This window comes from Streptomyces clavifer (genome assembly GCF_036345975.1).
GTDB classification, from domain to species: Bacteria; Actinomycetota; Actinomycetes; order Streptomycetales; family Streptomycetaceae; genus Streptomyces; species Streptomyces clavifer.
The window spans coordinates 2,660,800-2,675,796 of sequence record NZ_CP107793.1 but is presented as its reverse complement, the minus strand read 5'-3'; the positions used below and the strand labels follow the sequence as shown (position 1 = coordinate 2,675,796).

Below are 14,997 nucleotides of genomic sequence, written 5' to 3'. Positions count from 1 at the left end.
GGTCAGCTCCTCTCCGTCGTCGTGGCCATGGGCCCGGCCGTGCCCCCGGTCTCGTCGGTCACGTCCCGGGTTCCGTCCCGGGAGAGGCCGGCGGCCCGGCGGGCCCCCGGCAGGTGCCCCTTGCTCGCGAAGTGGTCCCGGGCGGCCCGGGCGGAGACCAGGGCGTCCTCACCCCTGCCGAGTGCGAACAGCGTCCTGGCCCGGTCCAGCTCGGCCGTCGCCTGGACCAGCGGGGAGTCGGTGAGCAGCGAGGCCCGGACCGCCCGGTCCGCGTGGGCGGCGGCCTCGGCCGGACGCCCCTGGTCCGCCGCGAGCCGGCCCCGCAGGCCCTCCAGGTCGACCGCGTCGGCGTGGCTCAGGTCCGACGCCTCGCCGACGGAGGCGATCCAGGACGCCGCCCGCTGCGGTCGGCCGTCGTCCAGCTCCAGCCGGGCCGCGTCCAGCGCGACGGCGGTCCGCATCCCCGCCGCACCGGTGCGGCGGGCGGCCTCGTCCGCCCGGGCCAGCAGGCCGAGCGCGGCGGAGCCGTCGCCGAGCAGCGCCTCGACCGCCGCCCGGAACACCGGCAGGAAGACGTCCGCCTCGGCGAACCCGAGCTTCCGGGCCAGCGCCTCCGCCTCGGCCAGGCAGCCGTGCGCCTCGGCGGGCCGGTCCTGGAGCGCGTACAGCACCGCCAGCGGGCAGTTGAGAGTGAGCCGGACCGTGGGCCTGCCCCCGCCGTGTGCCGCCAGCAGGGCCCGGCAGCGGGTCACCGCCGAGGCGGCGGGGACCGGGCCGCGCCACAAGGAGATCCCGATGGCCCCGAGGGCCGCGGCCCGCTCCGGTTCCGCCCCGGCGAGCACCGCGTGCTCCAGGGCCCGTGCCTGGTCGCGTTCCGCCTCCTCGTGACGGCCGGACCGCTGGAGCTGCTGGGCGAGCCGGAGGTGCGCCCGCGCCCGGCCGACCGAGTCCCCGGCCGCCTCGAAGACCGGCAGCACCGCCCGCGCCGTGGCCGCGGGGCCCGGCCCGGCCCCCCGGGGGTCCAGCACCGCGAGGGCCAGCCGGGCGTGCGCGGCCTCCACCGGAGCGGACTCCAGGTCCCGTACCCGGCGCAGCAGTTCGGCCCCTTCCTCGGTGTGCCCGAGCGCCACCCGGACCTCGCCGAGCCGCCGCACCGATGAGGCACCGGCGGGGTCCAGGTCCACCGCCCGCTCCAGCAGGCTGTGTGCCCAGGGCAGGTCGGCCCGGGCCGCGGCCTGTGCCCCGGCCCGGCCCAGTGCGGTGGCGGCGCGGTCCCGCAGCTGCCGGGTGCGGTCGTCGAGCAGTCCCAGGTCGGCGCGGTAGCGGTGGGCGCGCTCCAGATGGCCCCCGACGGCGCCGTCCCCGGCCCGCAGCACACTGGGCAGCTCGGCCGCCCAGGCGTGACGGTCCGCCTTGGAGCGTTTGGACAGCGAGGCGTACGTCACCTCGTGCACCAGCCCGCTGCTGAACCGGTACGCGGCCAGGTCCGCCGCCGGCGGGGCGGACTCCACCAGGCGCCGCCGGCCCAGCACCCTCAGCGCCTCCTCGACGCGCCGCAGGTCCTGCGCGCGGTGGCCGACGGCCACCGGGCCGGACGCGTGCTGCTCGGCGGCCCGTGCGGACAGCTCCAGCAGCACCAGCTCCGCGGCGGTGAACTCCCGGCCGATCACGGCCGCCAGGTCGACCATGTTCCGCTCCGCCCTGGCCAGCGACCCGATCCGGGCACCGAGCAGGGCCTGGAGCGTGGGCGGCAGATCGGTGTCCGGCTGTCCGGCTGCCGCCGCCCCGTCCGTACGGTCACCGACCAACAGCTGTTCCAGGTAGAGGGGATTGCCTTCGGCACGGGCCAGGAGCCGCTCGTCCACCGGGCCCGTCCGGCCGTCGATGCCGGCCAGCCCGGCGGCGAGCAGGGCCGCGTCCTCCGGTGGCAGACCGGTGAGCTGGAGGTGCCCCGTCTCGCGGCCCGGCCGGCCGGGACCGCCGTCCGCCGCGTCCGGACGGCCCACGCACACCACCAGCACCCCCGCGGGCCCCGCCCGGCTCGTCAGACGCTCCACCGTGCGTACGAGGAGGGGCGCCGCCGCGTGCCAGTCGTCCAGGACCAGGAGGACCGGGCGGCTCCGGGCCGCCCGGTGCAGCTCCGTGGCCAGCGCGGCGCACATGTCCTCGAAGGGCGCGTTCGGTGTGCCGTCGTGCAGCAGGCCCCCCGAGAGCAGGGCCCTCGCGTCCCCCTCGGACCCGTCCTCGTCCCGGTGCGCCCCGCCGGACGCGGGCAGGGAGCGGAGGGCGTCGGCGAGGGGGGTGAGCGTGCCGTGGTCCCCGTAGGTGCGGCACCGTCCGGCACCGTAGGCGAGGACGCCCTCGGCCGAGCGCCGCAGCAGCCACTCCCTGACCAGCCGGGTCTTGCCGACCCCCGCTTCCCCGGTGAGCCGCAGAAGGCCCGCGCCTCCGTTCGTCACGGTGTCCTCCAGGGCCGCGTCCAAGGCGTTCTGTTCGGCACGGCGTCCGACGAACGGGACGTCGAAACGGCGCAGTTGTTCCGGGTCGTCCGTGCCCAGCGCGAGCAGCCGGTAGGCGTCCACGCTGTCCTGCTTGCCCTTCAGCCGGAGCGGCCCGGTGGGCTCCGCCGACACCGTCGGGCCCGCGGCGAACAGGGTGTCCGGGCCGATGAGGATCTCGCCGGATCCCGCGTTCTGCTCCAGGCGGGCGGCGATGTTGACGGTCTCCCCGGACACCAGGGCCTGGCGGGCCGTCGCGTCACCGCCGGCCACCACCTGGCCGGTGTTGACACCGATCCGGGTGGCCAGCCGGATGCCGAGCGTGGAGTGCAGCTCCTCGTTGAGACGGGCCAGGGCGTTCCGCATCCCCAGGGCCGCGGCCAGGGCGCGGCGGGCGTCGTCCTCCCGGACCACCGGAACGCCGAAGACCGCCATCACGGCGTCCCCGATGAACTTCTCCGGGGTGCCGCCCCGCGCCACGATCTCCGCGCTCATCGCCTCGAAGTACCGCAGTGTCACCGTGCGCAGGGTCTCCGGGTCCAGTACGCCGGACAGCGCCGTGGAGCCGACGAGGTCGCAGAAGAGCACCGTCACCGGCTTGCGTTCGTCGTCGGCCGGCGCGACGGCGACGGCGCACGGCGTTCCGCAGGAGAAGCAGAACCGGGCGTCCGGCGGCAGCTCCTGACGACACGAGGGGCAGGTCATGACGAGTCCTTCACTTCGGGACCGGACAGCGCTGCCCGGCGGGGCGTCGGCCGGCGCAGCCGTGGCGTACCGGCCGCACCGGCCCCGGCCGGCCTCTCCGAGGGCCTCTAGAACAGGGCGCCGCCGGCTATCTCGCCGTGTGCCTGGACCTCGGGCTCCACGGCGTCGAGCCTGCTCTTGATGTCGAGGAGCACGGCGAGTTCCTCGGGAGTCAGCTCGCTGAGTACGAGGCGCTGTTCGTCGGTGAGCAGGTCCACGGGCAGCCCCGCCTCGTACAGTGCGGCGGGCAGCGGGGGCCGTTCCCCGCCGTCGGACGGGTGGGGAACCCCGCTGCTCGGTGGTCCGGTCATGGTGTGACTCCCATCGGTGAGGAAGGTCCGGCCCCCCGCGGCGACGGCGCCGCCGCTGAGCGCCCGAGCCGGACGAAGAGCTGGGTGAGGGCGTCGAGGGAGTGCAGCGCGCTGACCGTCACGGCCGCCTCCTGGTCCCGCGTCAGCGGCAGCCTGTCCAGCAGTGCGTACAACTCGTCGAGGTGGCCCGTGTCGAGCGCGGCGTGCTCCCGTACGGTCCGCAGGGCGGCGTCGGGCAGGCCGGTCAGACGGGCGATGCGGGGAGTCAGGCCGGGCGAGGGCGCGTAGCCCTCCAGCACGGCGATGTAGCCGAGCAGCGTCACCGGGTGGTGGTGCTCGATCCAGTAGTACTGGGCGCCGGCGAGTCCGGCGACGTCCGGTGACGGCATCGGACCGAGCGCCTCGGCGGGCGCCCGGCCCGCCGATGCGAGGTCCTCCAGCAGCCAGGCGTCGTGCCCCTCCTCCTCCTGGACGTGTTCCGCCAGGTAGGCCGCCAGCGGGGCGCCCAGCGGGTCGCCGCAGGCGTCCAGCAGCCGGGCACGCTCCCCGGCCCGGAGCATCAGCGGAACGGAGGCCCGCACCACGGAGTGCATGGCGCAGAGGTACGCCAGGTAGCGCGGCGACAGGCCGTCGGCCCGCCACATGTGGTCCAGCGCGCGCCGCAGCCCGCTGTCCCCCAGCCCCAGGGTGACGCGCAGTCGCGACGACGGGCTCGGCGCGGCGGCGCTCACCGGGAGCTCCGTCCGGCGGCGCCCGCGACGACGAGTGGTGCGTACGCCGCGCAGCCGTGCCGCCGGACGACCCCCTCCGGGCCTCCCGCCGCCCCCCGGTGCGCGGCGGCCAGGTCCAGCAGAGCCCCCGCCGCCCCGCCCGCCGCGGCCCCGGCGGCCACCGTCTCGTCGGCGCCCAGTGCCCGGCAGCCGTCGCAGTAGGAACCGGGCCGGGACACGGAGGACCGGGCGGACAGATGGGTGGGACCGACCGTACGGATCATGCGCAGCACCGGGGACTCCTGGGCGCGCCGGCGCACGGTCGCCCAGTCGTCGACCGCGATGTGCCCGAGGTCCAGATGGGCGGGGACGGGCCGCAGGTCCACGGTGTCCTGGTTGCAGCAGGCCAGCACCCTGCCGTCGAAGGCGACCACGGGCCAGGCGGCCATCGCGCAGGGGGACGCCGTGCCCCCGTCCGGCGCGGTGCGGGCGGGCCGCGCCCAGGACGAGGCCCGCCCGAACGGCCGCACCTCGTTGACCAGGGACGGCACCCGCCCGTCGAACTCCTCGGCGATGGCCCGGGTGATGTCCGCGAGATAGGGGTCGTCGGCGCCCGTCCCGGTGAGGTGGAAGCTCACGGCCACGCCCGTCTCCCGGATCCTGTGCATGGCACGGAAGACGTCGGCCCGCGGGATCTCCCGCTCGTGGTGCACGTCGAGGCTGGCGGAGAAGTGGTCGACCTGCCCGATCGCACCCAGGATCGCCGGCGGGATCTCCCGGGAGCGGGCGAAGAACATGCCGCTGAGCAGCGCGGTGCGCGAGCCGGCACCACGGGCGAGGGTGCTCAGCTCCCCGGCGAGCGCGGGCAGGAGCAGTGGCTCCCCGCCGGTCAGCATCACGACCTCGGGACGGTCCTCCTCGGTGAAGGAGCCCACGAAGTCCAGCAGGTGGCCCGGGTCCGGCTCCTCCCGCACGGTCATGGTCGATCCGGTGGAGCAGTGGGCGCACCGCAGGGGGCAGGCCCGGGTGAGGCCGAGCAGCAGACCGGCGGCGGGGAAGGGCCGCTGTCCGACGAGTTCGCCGAGTTCCATGCGGGGCCGCCTCCTTCAGAGGGATGAGGCGCGTCGGGCGCGTACCCAGGCTGCGCCGCGCCGGTTCGGCGACGGTCCGCCCGCGCTTCGGGAGCGGTATGGGCGCAGGTCGGCCGGGGGCCCGAGCCCGCCGCGGGCCCGGGGGACGGGCCGTCCGGCCGTGGTGAACGGGCCCCATACCGTCGCCATACCGCTGCCGAAGCGTTCGCCAGGCCACCGCTCCTAACTTTCTCGGCAACGGCAGGCAGCGGGCCGCGGCGGACAGCCGAGGACTCCGGGCCGGCACAGCGACGAGTGGACGGAGACCACCATGTCCGAGAACACGAAGCCCGCCGACGAGAACGAGACCCCCGAGGTCGAGGCACACACCGTCCTGGACCTCCAGGAGTCCGCGGTCATCGACCGCGACCAGCCTCCGGGCAGCTGCATCAGCGTGCTGAGCGTCGTCGAGGGCTGATCCGACGAGCCGGGCCGTGTGCCACGTGCGACCGGGGGCACTGCCCCGCCGCCGTGGCGCCCGGCCGGAGACGGGGCGGCCTCCGTGACGCACGGAGGCCGCCCCGCCCCGCTGTCCGGCCCCGTCGGCCCTCGGGCCGCCGCCGCCGCGCTCCAGCCGTCCCGACGAACGGGAGCTCCCGATGGCCGCACCGCTCCGCTCCAACAGGGATTTCCGGCTGCTCTGGATGAGCGGCTTCTTCGCCGTCCTGGGTGCCCAGACGGGTGCCCTCGCCCTGCCCCTGCTGGTCCTCAAGGAGACCGGCTCGGCGGTGCAGGCCGGCGCCGTGGGGACCGTGTCCGTCGGCGCCGTGCTGATCACGATGCTGCCCGGCGGAGTCATGTCCGACCGGGTCGAACGCCGCCGGCTGATGCGGCTGTGCGACGCGGGAAGTCTCGCCGCGGTCACCGCCCTCACCGTCGCCGTCTGGTACGGGCACGCCCCTATGGCACTCGTCCTGCTGGCCGCGACCGCGGGAGCCGTGCTCAACAGCGTGTACGCCCCCGCCGCCTTCGGCCTGATGCGCGCGGTCGTGCCACCCGACCAGATGGGCACGGCCACCGCGCGGCTCCAGGCGCGCACCTCCACGGTCCGGCTGGTCGGCCCCCTCGTCGGCGGTGCGCTGTTCGGCGTCCACCCCGCGCTGCCCTTCGCGGCCCAGGCCGTCGGACTGCTCCTGTCGACCGTCTGCGTGGCGCTCGTACGCACCCGCTCGAAGGCCAGGAACCGGGCGGGCTCGGTGTTCAGCCGCCGGGAACTCACCGCCGGGCTCACCTTCCTGTGGCAGCTCCCGTACCTGCGCACGGTGCTGCTCGTCTTCGGCCTCGGCATGAACTTCGCGTTCGGCGCCCTCACGTTCACGGCGCTCAGCGTCTTCTCCGAGCACGGCAGGTCCGGTCTCGGCGGCGGCTTCGTCATCACCTGCGTGTCCGCGGGCGCACTCGCCGGCGCGTTGCTCGCGCCCCGGCTCGGCCCCGACCGGCACGCCCGGGCCCTCATCGTCGCCACCTGCTGGGCCTGTGTGCTGACCGCCGGTGCGCTGGCCTGGCTCAGCAGCCCGCTGGCGGCCGGACTGCTGTGCGCGCTCTGCATGTGCCTGGCGACGATCGCCAGCATCGGATTCCTGTCGACCCTGCTGATCGTCACTCCGGAGGACCGTGTCGGCAGGGTGCAGAGCGCGGCGAGCTTCCTGTCCTCGGTCGTCCAGCCCTTCGGACCGCTCGCGGGCGGCGCCCTGCTGACCGCCCTGGGCAGCCGCTCCGCCTTCGGCGTGATCGGCTGCGTGCTGGCCGTGTCGGCGCTCGTGGTGACCTTCGCCCCCTCGGTCCGCTCCGGGGCGGCACCGCCGGCCGGCGAGGGGACGGGGGCACCGGGCCCCGGCTCCGAACCCGCCGGAGCGGCCCGCGCCTGCCCGGGGGACTGACCCGGAACGGCCGTCGTCCAGTCCGACCGACCCACGACGCCGCCGGCCCCGGCGCGCTCCGAGGAGGAAAGCCGTGCCCGGCATCCAGGAGACCCAGCTCTACTGCCTCGCAGACCGCAGGTACTACGAGACCCCGGCACGGCTGCCGGACGAGGCGACCCGCTATCCGCTCGACGCCGCACCGCCACCGGCCGGCTGGCGGCGCGCCGCCGCGGGCCTGTGGACCTCGCTCCTGCCCGAGGACCGTGAACCGGCCGAGCAGGGCTGGAAGATCCACGTCTCCACCGTGCCGGACGAGGCCGCGGCGACCCTGCGCGACACCGCCCGGATCTGCCTCCGGCACGGGGTGCCGTTCAAGTTCCTGCGCAGCGAGCAGGCCCTCCTGCTGATGTCCGGCAAGTACATGGCCCGCAGCGGCGCCGGGAAGTTCCTCACGCTCTACCCGCAGGACGAGACCGTCTTCCTGACGCTGGTCGACGAGCTGTCCCGGGCCCTGGACGGCCGCCGGGGCCCGTACATCCTCAGCGACCTGCGCATCGGCGACGCCCCGGTCTACGTCCGGTACGGGGCGTTCGTCGCACGCTGGTGCCGCGACGAGGAGGGCGAACGCGTCCCCGCCCTGCGGCACCCGTCGGGCGAACTGGTGCCCGACGTACGCGGTGTGGTGTTCCGGGTGCCCGAATGGGTCACCGTCCCCGAGGCGCTGCGCCCGCACCTCGCCGCCCGTGCCGCTGCGGGGGACGCCACCTTCCCCTACACCGTGACCGAGGCCCTCCAGTTCTCCAACGCCGGCGGGATCTACCTGGCCCGGCACCGGGACACCGGCCGGCAGGTGGTGCTGCGCGAGGCCCGCCCGCACTGCGGCCTCGACGCGGTGGGGGACGACGCGGTGCTGCGACTGCACCGCGAGCACCGGGCGCTGACCGCGCTGGCCGGACTGGACTGCGTGCCCGAGGTGTACGGGGTCCGGACCGTGTGGGAGCACCACTTCCTGATCGAGGAACACATCGAGGGGAACACCCTCATCGAGGAGATCATCACCCGGTTCGCCCTGGTCCGCGGGGCCGGTTCGCCCGCCGAACTCGCCCCCTACGTCGCCTGGGTGGACTCCGTGACCGCCGGACTCACCCGCGCGCTGGCCGCGGTGCACGCGCGGGGGCTGCGCTTCGGCGACCTGCACCCGTCCAACGTCATCGTCCGGCCCGACGGCGGTGTGGTGCTCATCGACTTCGAGTACGCCACCGCCCTCGACGACCAGGACACGCCGCCGGCGGGCGCACCGGGTCTCCAGGCACCGCCCGGCACCCCCGGTGCCGAGGCCGACGCCTACGCACTGTGGGCGACCTGGCTCACCATGCTGATGCCCCTCATGGAGATGGCCGGGCACGACCGGGCCAAGGCCGTGACGCTCGAGCGGTGGGCCCGCACGCGCTACGGCCTGACGCCGGACGCCGGCCCGCACCGCCCCGCCGCCGTACGGGCCGTGTCCGGCCCGCACAGCCGGGAGCACGAGATCGCCGCCCTCCTCGACGGCCCCGCACCCGACTGGCGGGAACTCCGCGCCCGCCTGCTGGCGGGCATCCACGCGGGGGCGACGCCCGAGCGCCGTGACCGCCTCTTCCCCGGGGACCCGCAGGCGTTCGCCACCGGCGGGACCGACCTCGCGCACGGCGCGGCCGGGGTGCTGTACGCCCTGCACCGGGTCGGCGCCCCCGTCCCGGACGCCTGGACGGACTGGCTCGCCGCCGCCGCCCGCCGCCGTGACCCCGCGGCTCCCGGAGGGCTCTTCGACGGACTGCCCGGCACGGCCGTGGTGCTGGCGGGTCTGGGCCGCCCGGCCGACGGCAGGGAGATCCTCGAACGGGCCCTGGCCGCCGCACCACCGAACACCTCGGCCGATCTGTTCACCGGCCGCGCGGGCGTCGCGCTCGCCGCACTGCGGTTGGCCCGCACGGGCGGCTCCGCACCCGACCCCGAGCTCCTCGAATCGGCCGTACGCACCGCGTGGAGCCTCGACTGCCTGGTCCGGGGCGAACCGGCCGGCGGTCTGCGCGCCCCGGACTCCGCCGGACTGCTGCGCGGGCTGAGCGGAGCCGCGCTGCTGCATCTGGAGCTGCACGCCCTGACCGGGGAGGACTGGCTCCTGAAGGCGGCCCGCACGGCCCTGGAGCGGGAGGCCGGGCACTGCGTCACGATGCCCGACGGAACCGTCCAGGTGAAGGACGGACGCCGCCACCTGCTCTACCTCGACCAGGGCAGTGGAGGATTCGCCCTCGTGGCGCAGGCGTACCTGGCCCGGCACGAAGCCCCCGGCCTGGCCGCCCTGCTCCCCGGGGTGCGCCAGGGCTGCGTCCTCGAATTCGTCCGCGAACCGGGCCTGTTCACCGGACGCGCCGGACTCGTCGCCACCGCCGGCCAGCTGGGCGGGCAGGACCGCACGGACGCCTCGGTGCTGGCCTCCGTGCGCAACCTGTCCTGGCACCTGCTCGCCGACGGGGACCGGCTGCTGGTCCCCGGGGCACGGCTGCGGCGCTGCTCCGCCGACCTGGCCACCGGCGCGGCGGGCCTGCTGCTGGCCCTGCACTTCCTGTCGGGCGCCGGGACGGACGGGCCCGGTGAACGGAGCCCGTCAGCGGGCCTGTTGGAGCTGCTCACCCTCGGGTGAGCAGTGGGTCCGGCGCCGCTCGACCCCGTCCGGTCGGGCGCCGCTCCACCCCGGCCGGTCCGCCGCCGCTCACCCCCGGACGAGCGACAGATCCGATCCGGTTCGCTCCCGGGCGTACAGACAGAGCAGGCGCGGCACCTCGTACAGCGCGGCGTGTGCGGTGACCTCCCCGGCCGGGGAGGTCACCGCACCGGTGTCGAGGAGCGACTCGACGGTGCGGATCGCCGCCCGCTCCCCGCAGCCCAGCACGTCCATCGCCCGGTCCAGCGTGAAGCCGCCGTCGTGCGCGAATCCGGCGAGCCGGGCCAGCGCCTCCCGGTTCTGCTCCGTGAGGTCCTGCCAGCCCGAGGCGATCCGCGACCGTACGGACACGTCTCCGGCGACGAGCTCGTCCAGCGCCGCCGACGGGTCGTCCAGCCGGGACGCGTACTCCGCCAGCGGAAGGTGCCGCAGCACCGCCAGCCGCATGCCGCTGACCGTCACCGCCAGCGGCAGCGCCCCACAGGCCCGCACGATGCGCAGGGCCGCCGCGGGGTCCGTCCGGACCCGGCCCGCGCCGATCAGCCTGCCCAGCAGCTCCAGCGCCTCACCGTCGGCGAGCGCGGTCAGCGCCACCCGGTGCGCCGGGGCCAGTCCGGCCAGTTGACCGCGCGCGGTGAGGAGAACCGAGCACCGCCCCGACCGGGGCAGCAGCCCGCGCACCGAGGCCTCGTCGGGCACGTCGTCCAGGACGATCAGGGCGCGGTGCCGTGACAGCCAGTCCTGCCAGGCGTCCTCGGCCTCCGGACCGCCCGGCGGGACCCGCGCCCCGCACAGCCGCCCCAGCTCGCCCAGCACCTCGGCCCGGGTGCGGGCGGTGCCGTCCTCCCGCCGTACCCGGACGTGGACCCGCCCGTCGGGGAATCCGTCCGCGAGGAGATGGGCCGCCCGCACGGCCAGCGCCGACTTCCCGGACCCGGCGGGACCGGAGACGATCAGCACCCCGCCCTCCGCGGCCCCCGACTCGTCCAGCACCTCGCGCAGTTCGTCTCGGCGCCCGGTGAAGTCCCGGGCCGCGGCGGGCAGCGACACCCCGCCGGCGCTGTCCCGGGGGGCGGTGGTGCGCGCCGCGCGGCCCCGGCCGAGCATGTCCGCGTAGAGGGCCGCCATCGCCGGGCTGGGCTCCAGCCCCAGCTCCCTGGCGAGCAGCTGCCGGTAGTCGTCGTACACCGCCAGCGCCTCCGCCTGCCGCCCCGACTGGTGCAGGGAGTTCATCCAGGCCGCCCGGAGCCGCTCGCGCAGCGGGTGGCGCTCCACCAGGTCCCGCAGGCCGTCCACCGCGACGGCCGCACGGCCGGTCTCGATCTCGGCCTCGGCCCAGTCCTCGTAGACCGTCAGACAGCGTGACTCCAGGCGCTCGGCCTCCTCCGCCACCCCGGCGGAGTCCCGGAGGTCGTGCAGCGGCTGCCGCTCCCCCCACAGGTCGAGTGCCTCCCGCAGCAGCCGTGCGGCCGTGCGCAGGTCCCCCCGCTCGCCCGCGGCCCGGCCCGAGCGGGCCAGGGCACCGAAGCGCAGGGTGTCCAGCTCGGCCTCGCCGATCCGCAGCCGGTAGCCGCCGCAGCCGTGCACCACCCGGTCCCGGTCGCCCGCGGCGCCGAACAGGGTCCGGGCCGCGCTGATGTAGACCTGCAGATTCTTGCGCGCGGTCCGGGGCGGTGCGTCCGGCCACACCACGTCGGTCAGCACGTCCACCGGCACGGGGGTGTTGGGGCGGGACAGCAGTGTGGCGAGGACGAGGCGCTGCTTGCGCGGGCCGAGCGGCAGCGGCCTGCCGTCCACCACGGCGGTGAGCGGACCGAGGAGGGAGAAGTACACGGCACCGGTGGGACCGGGGCGGGCGGGGGAGCGGGTCATCAGCGGGCCTCCTGGGGCGGGGACGGGCGACAGGCTGCCGTACACCCGCCGATCCTTCCGTCCCGCCGGCCGGGACACATCGGTGCTCCGCCCGCATCTTCCGGAGCCGCACCCGACCCAAAACGGCCCGTGCCCCCATGTTGAGCGGTGCTGCCCCCATCCGGGCGGATGTTGAGCGGTGCCGCCCCCATCCGGGCGGACGGCACCCCGCAGGCGAGGTGCCCTCAGGCGTGCTCGACGGTGTGCTCGGCGGCGTACTCGGCGGCGTACTCGCACAGGGCGGCCCGGTTCTCCCGTCCGGTCTTGCTGAGCAGACTGGCCATGTGCTTCTCCACCGTGCGGGGCGAGATGGACAGCCGCCGGGCGATCTGCTGGTTGCCCGGCCGCTCGGCCAGCAGCACGAACACCTCGTACTCGCGCGGTGTCACCCCGGTGGTGCGCAGCGACGAAGGGATCCGGTCCCGGCCGCCGCGGTGCTGGGTGACGCTCGCCCCCGCCTGCCGCAGGGCGGCCCGGCACGCGGCGGCCACCGGCTGCACCCCCGCCCCGTAGAAGAACTCCTCGGCGGTGCGCAGCCAGGCCACCGGTTCGCCCCACCCGTCGGCGCGGGCGGCGTCCGCGACCAGCCGCAGGCCGAGGTGGCGGGCCACCGGGAACGCCGCCGACCTGGCCTCGAAGGCGGCCATCAGCCGGGCGGCACCCGCACGGTCGCCGTCCCGGCCCAGCAGCACCGCCTCCGCCAGGTCCATGAACTGCCTGTTCCAGGCCAGGCCGGCACCGGGCGAGGCCGTCACGGCGTCGTACTCCCGCCGGTCCGCCTCTCCCGCCAGGATCCGCAGCAGCGGCCGCAGCCCGTAGCGGCCGCTCAGGTAGAAGTAGCTGGGATGGTCGCGCTCCCACCCCAGGGCGGCGTCCAGGTCGGACAGGGCGCGGCCCCGGTCCTCGTCGAGCAGCGCGCCGATCGCACGGCAGAGCCCCAGCCCCAGCGGTACGAGCAGGGACTGCTCGCCGCCGGCCCGGCGGAACGCGGCGAGGGAGCGGTCCATCTCGCGCCGGCGGCCGCGGTGCGCGGCCATCGTCGCCCCGGCCAGCAGCAGATAGCGGTGCGCGGACAGATTGCCGACCCGGGCGCTCGCCTCCGCCGAGCGGTCGATGATCTCCTGAGCCTCGTCCCACCGGGCGCACATCACCGCGTTCATCGCGAGGAGTCCGTCGACCGTCCGGGTCAGCAGCAGTGCGCCCAGCTCCGTGGCCGCCGCCCGCGCGGAGTGCAACCGGGCCGCGTCACCGGTCCGCATGAAGCCGTTCGCACCCAGCCGCACCATCGCCTCCACCCGCCACAGGGGCAGGGAGTGCTCGGTGGACAGGGTGAGCATCCGCTCCAGGCACGCGTCGGCCGCGTCGAACCCCTTCTCGCGGGAGAGCAGCGCCAGCAACTGCCAGGCCTGGCAGGCGACCACGGGCAGACCCTCCGCCTCGGCGGTCTCCGCCGCCAGGAGCGCGGCCCGCTCGGTCTCCCCGGGCTCCCCGCGGTCCTCACCGGGGAGCAGCGACAGATGGCCGTCGACGACGACGAGGGCCGCGCGCCGGGCCGGGGACGGCGAGGGGCCCAGCAGACCGTGCGCCGCGCTGATCTGGCGCGCCGCGTCGGAGACCCGCTCCGCCATGACCGCCACCCAGGCGATCTTGATGTGTGCGTCGCCCCGCCGGGCGGCGGCCTCGGAACGCGCCGGTACGGGGGGCAGGGTGTCCGTCAGCGCCAGGGCGCCGTCCAGATCCCCGCTCTCCGCACGGGCCACCGCGAGGTCCTCGGCGATGGCGGCCCGGTCGGACTCGGCGGCCAGGGAGTGCGCCCGCTCCAGCAGCACCACGGCCGAGCCGTGGGTTCCCGAAGCGAGCAACCGTCTCCCGGCCTCGGCGAACTGGAGGGCCGCTCCCGAGCGGTTGCCCGCCGCCAGTTCCAGGGTCGCGACGAGCTGCCGTCGGTCCTCGTCCAGCGGCTGACCGGAGTGTTCGACGGTCGCGGCGGCGCGGCGGGCGAGCGCGGCGCGTTCGGCGGGAGCGAGTGAGGAGACCAGGGCCTCCGCGGTGAGCGCGTGCCGGAAGGTGTAGCGGTCGGGGGCCGCCCCGTCCGGGGCGATCACACCCGCTTCGACGGCGGACCTCAGGTGCGTGAACAAGGCGCGGTCCTCGAAACCGGTGACGGTCTGGAGCACGGTCACCGAGAACTGGCTGCCCAGGGTGGCCGCCGTCAGGAGCAGGTCCCGCACCGGTTCGTCCAGCCGGTCGAGCCTGCGGGCCCAGCTGCGGAGTATCCCCGACGGGAGGGCGCAGTCCGGCTGCTCCGCCGCATCCCAGCCGGCGTCCGTCCTGCGTAACTGACCGGTGTCGAGCAGGTCGGCCAGCAGCAGCTCCACGAGGTAGGGGTTGCCCGCGGCGCGTTCGGCCAGCCGGTGCTGGACCACGGGCGGTATGCGCTCGGGCGGGGTCTCCAGACAGGCACCGGTCAGCAGCCGCACCTCGTCGTCGCCGAGTGCCCGCAGCTCCCGCACCGCCGCCGTCTGACGCCGCTCGGCGGAGCGTACGAGGTCCAGTGCGGCCCCCGCCTCCGGCCGCAGGGTGCCCAGCAGCAGGATGGGCAGGCCGGCCAGATTGTCGATGACGTACTCGACGACCGCGACGGTCTCCGTGTCGGAGTCGTGCAGGTCCTCCAGCAGGATCACGCAGCCCGTGTCCCTGCCCAGGACGGACAGCAGCCGCAGCAGCGCCTCCGCCAGCTCGACCACCGTCTCCGGGTAGCCCGGTGATGCTCCGCGCCGCCACTCCGGCACCAGTCTGGCCAGCGCCGGATGGTACGGGACCAGCTCCGGATCGGTCGGTGTCCCGGCCGCCCGGAAGTGGGACGAGAGCGCCTCCACCAGCGGGCGGTACGGCACGACGAGGCCGGTCGAGCTGGCCCGGCCGCGCAGCACCGGCATGCCCAGCTCGTAGGCCCGGTAGGCGCATTCGCCCACCAGCCGTGACTTGCCGATCCCCGCTTCACCGAGGAGGAACAGCGCGCGCCCCGAACGCCGTTGCACGGCGTCCAGGGCGCTGCTCAGCAGTCCGATCTCACCGTCTCGTCCGACGGTGACCGGCGAAGTGGCTCGCATGGCCGCAGGCTACT

The 14,997-nt window shown here is 75.8% G+C and carries 9 protein-coding genes; 3 read left to right on the top strand and 6 right to left on the bottom strand.

The features are described 5' to 3' along the window. Positions 1-2: 2 nt before the first annotated feature. The 4 genes from OG927_RS11480 to OG927_RS11465 form a co-directional block, all read right to left on the bottom strand. Positions 3-3,203, bottom strand: a complete 3,201-nt coding sequence (locus OG927_RS11480; RefSeq protein WP_330320105.1) for an adenylate/guanylate cyclase domain-containing protein — start codon at positions 3,201-3,203, stop codon at positions 3-5. Between the two features lie 107 nt (positions 3,204-3,310). Then, complete coding sequence (locus tag OG927_RS11475) at positions 3,311-3,553, bottom strand: aroma-sacti cluster domain-containing protein (protein ID WP_124282267.1); 243 nt, start codon at positions 3,551-3,553, stop codon at positions 3,311-3,313. Further along, positions 3,550-4,284, bottom strand: coding sequence for an iron-containing redox enzyme family protein (locus OG927_RS11470; protein ID WP_056797960.1), 735 nt, complete (start codon positions 4,282-4,284; stop codon positions 3,550-3,552). The genes OG927_RS11475 and OG927_RS11470 overlap by 4 nt, the downstream gene beginning before the upstream one ends. Further along, entirely contained in the window at positions 4,281-5,354 is a 1,074-nt protein-coding gene (locus tag OG927_RS11465) for a radical SAM protein (protein WP_330320104.1), read from the bottom strand. Before OG927_RS11465 ends, OG927_RS11470 begins: the two co-directional genes overlap by 4 nt. A 310-nt stretch (positions 5,355-5,664) precedes the next feature. Here OG927_RS11465 and OG927_RS11460 point away from each other — a divergent pair, with 310 nt between their 5' ends. The 3 genes from OG927_RS11460 to lanKC all read left to right on the top strand — a co-directional run bounded on the left by OG927_RS11460 (position 5,665) and on the right by lanKC (position 9,938). Further along, positions 5,665-5,811 (top strand): hypothetical protein, encoded by a 147-nt coding sequence (locus tag OG927_RS11460; RefSeq protein ID WP_164494178.1) that lies wholly within the window; start codon positions 5,665-5,667, stop codon positions 5,809-5,811. A gap of 181 nt (positions 5,812-5,992) precedes the next feature. Continuing rightward, positions 5,993-7,273 carry an MFS transporter gene (locus tag OG927_RS11455; RefSeq protein ID WP_408058059.1) on the top strand — a complete coding sequence of 427 codons (1,281 nt, stop codon included), beginning with the start codon at positions 5,993-5,995 and terminating at the stop codon, positions 7,271-7,273. A gap of 73 nt (positions 7,274-7,346) precedes the next feature. Continuing rightward, on the top strand, positions 7,347-9,938 hold the full coding sequence (gene lanKC / locus OG927_RS11450; RefSeq protein ID WP_209470494.1) for a class III lanthionine synthetase LanKC: 2,592 nt from the start codon (positions 7,347-7,349) through the stop codon (positions 9,936-9,938). Positions 9,939-10,007: 69 nt separating this feature from the next. Here lanKC and OG927_RS11445 read toward each other — a convergent pair whose 3' ends face one another. Both OG927_RS11445 and OG927_RS11440 read right to left on the bottom strand, forming a co-directional pair. Next, a complete protein-coding gene (locus OG927_RS11445; protein WP_330320103.1) occupies positions 10,008-11,831 on the bottom strand; it encodes an AfsR/SARP family transcriptional regulator in 1,824 nt (607 codons plus the stop codon). Between the two features lie 224 nt (positions 11,832-12,055). Beyond that, a complete protein-coding gene (locus tag OG927_RS11440; protein WP_330320102.1) occupies positions 12,056-14,983 on the bottom strand; it encodes a helix-turn-helix transcriptional regulator in 2,928 nt (975 codons plus the stop codon). Positions 14,984-14,997 lie beyond the last annotated feature (14 nt).

Bases quoted from the DNA above. Each gene is read 5' to 3' on its own strand.
- OG927_RS11480 (WP_330320105.1), bottom strand. From the start codon at position 3,203: ATGACCTGCCCCTCGTGTCGTCAGGAGCTGCCGCCGGACGCCCGGTTC.
- OG927_RS11475 (WP_124282267.1), bottom strand. From the start codon at position 3,553: ATGACCGGACCACCGAGCAGCGGGGTTCCCCACCCGTCCGACGGCGGG.
- OG927_RS11465 (WP_330320104.1), bottom strand. From the start codon at position 5,354: ATGGAACTCGGCGAACTCGTCGGACAGCGGCCCTTCCCCGCCGCCGGT.
- OG927_RS11460 (WP_164494178.1), top strand. From the start codon at position 5,665: ATGTCCGAGAACACGAAGCCCGCCGACGAGAACGAGACCCCCGAGGTC.
- OG927_RS11455 (WP_408058059.1), top strand. From the start codon at position 5,993: ATGGCCGCACCGCTCCGCTCCAACAGGGATTTCCGGCTGCTCTGGATG.
- OG927_RS11445 (WP_330320103.1), bottom strand. From the start codon at position 11,831: ATGACCCGCTCCCCCGCCCGCCCCGGTCCCACCGGTGCCGTGTACTTC.
- OG927_RS11440 (WP_330320102.1), bottom strand. From the start codon at position 14,983: ATGCGAGCCACTTCGCCGGTCACCGTCGGACGAGACGGTGAGATCGGA.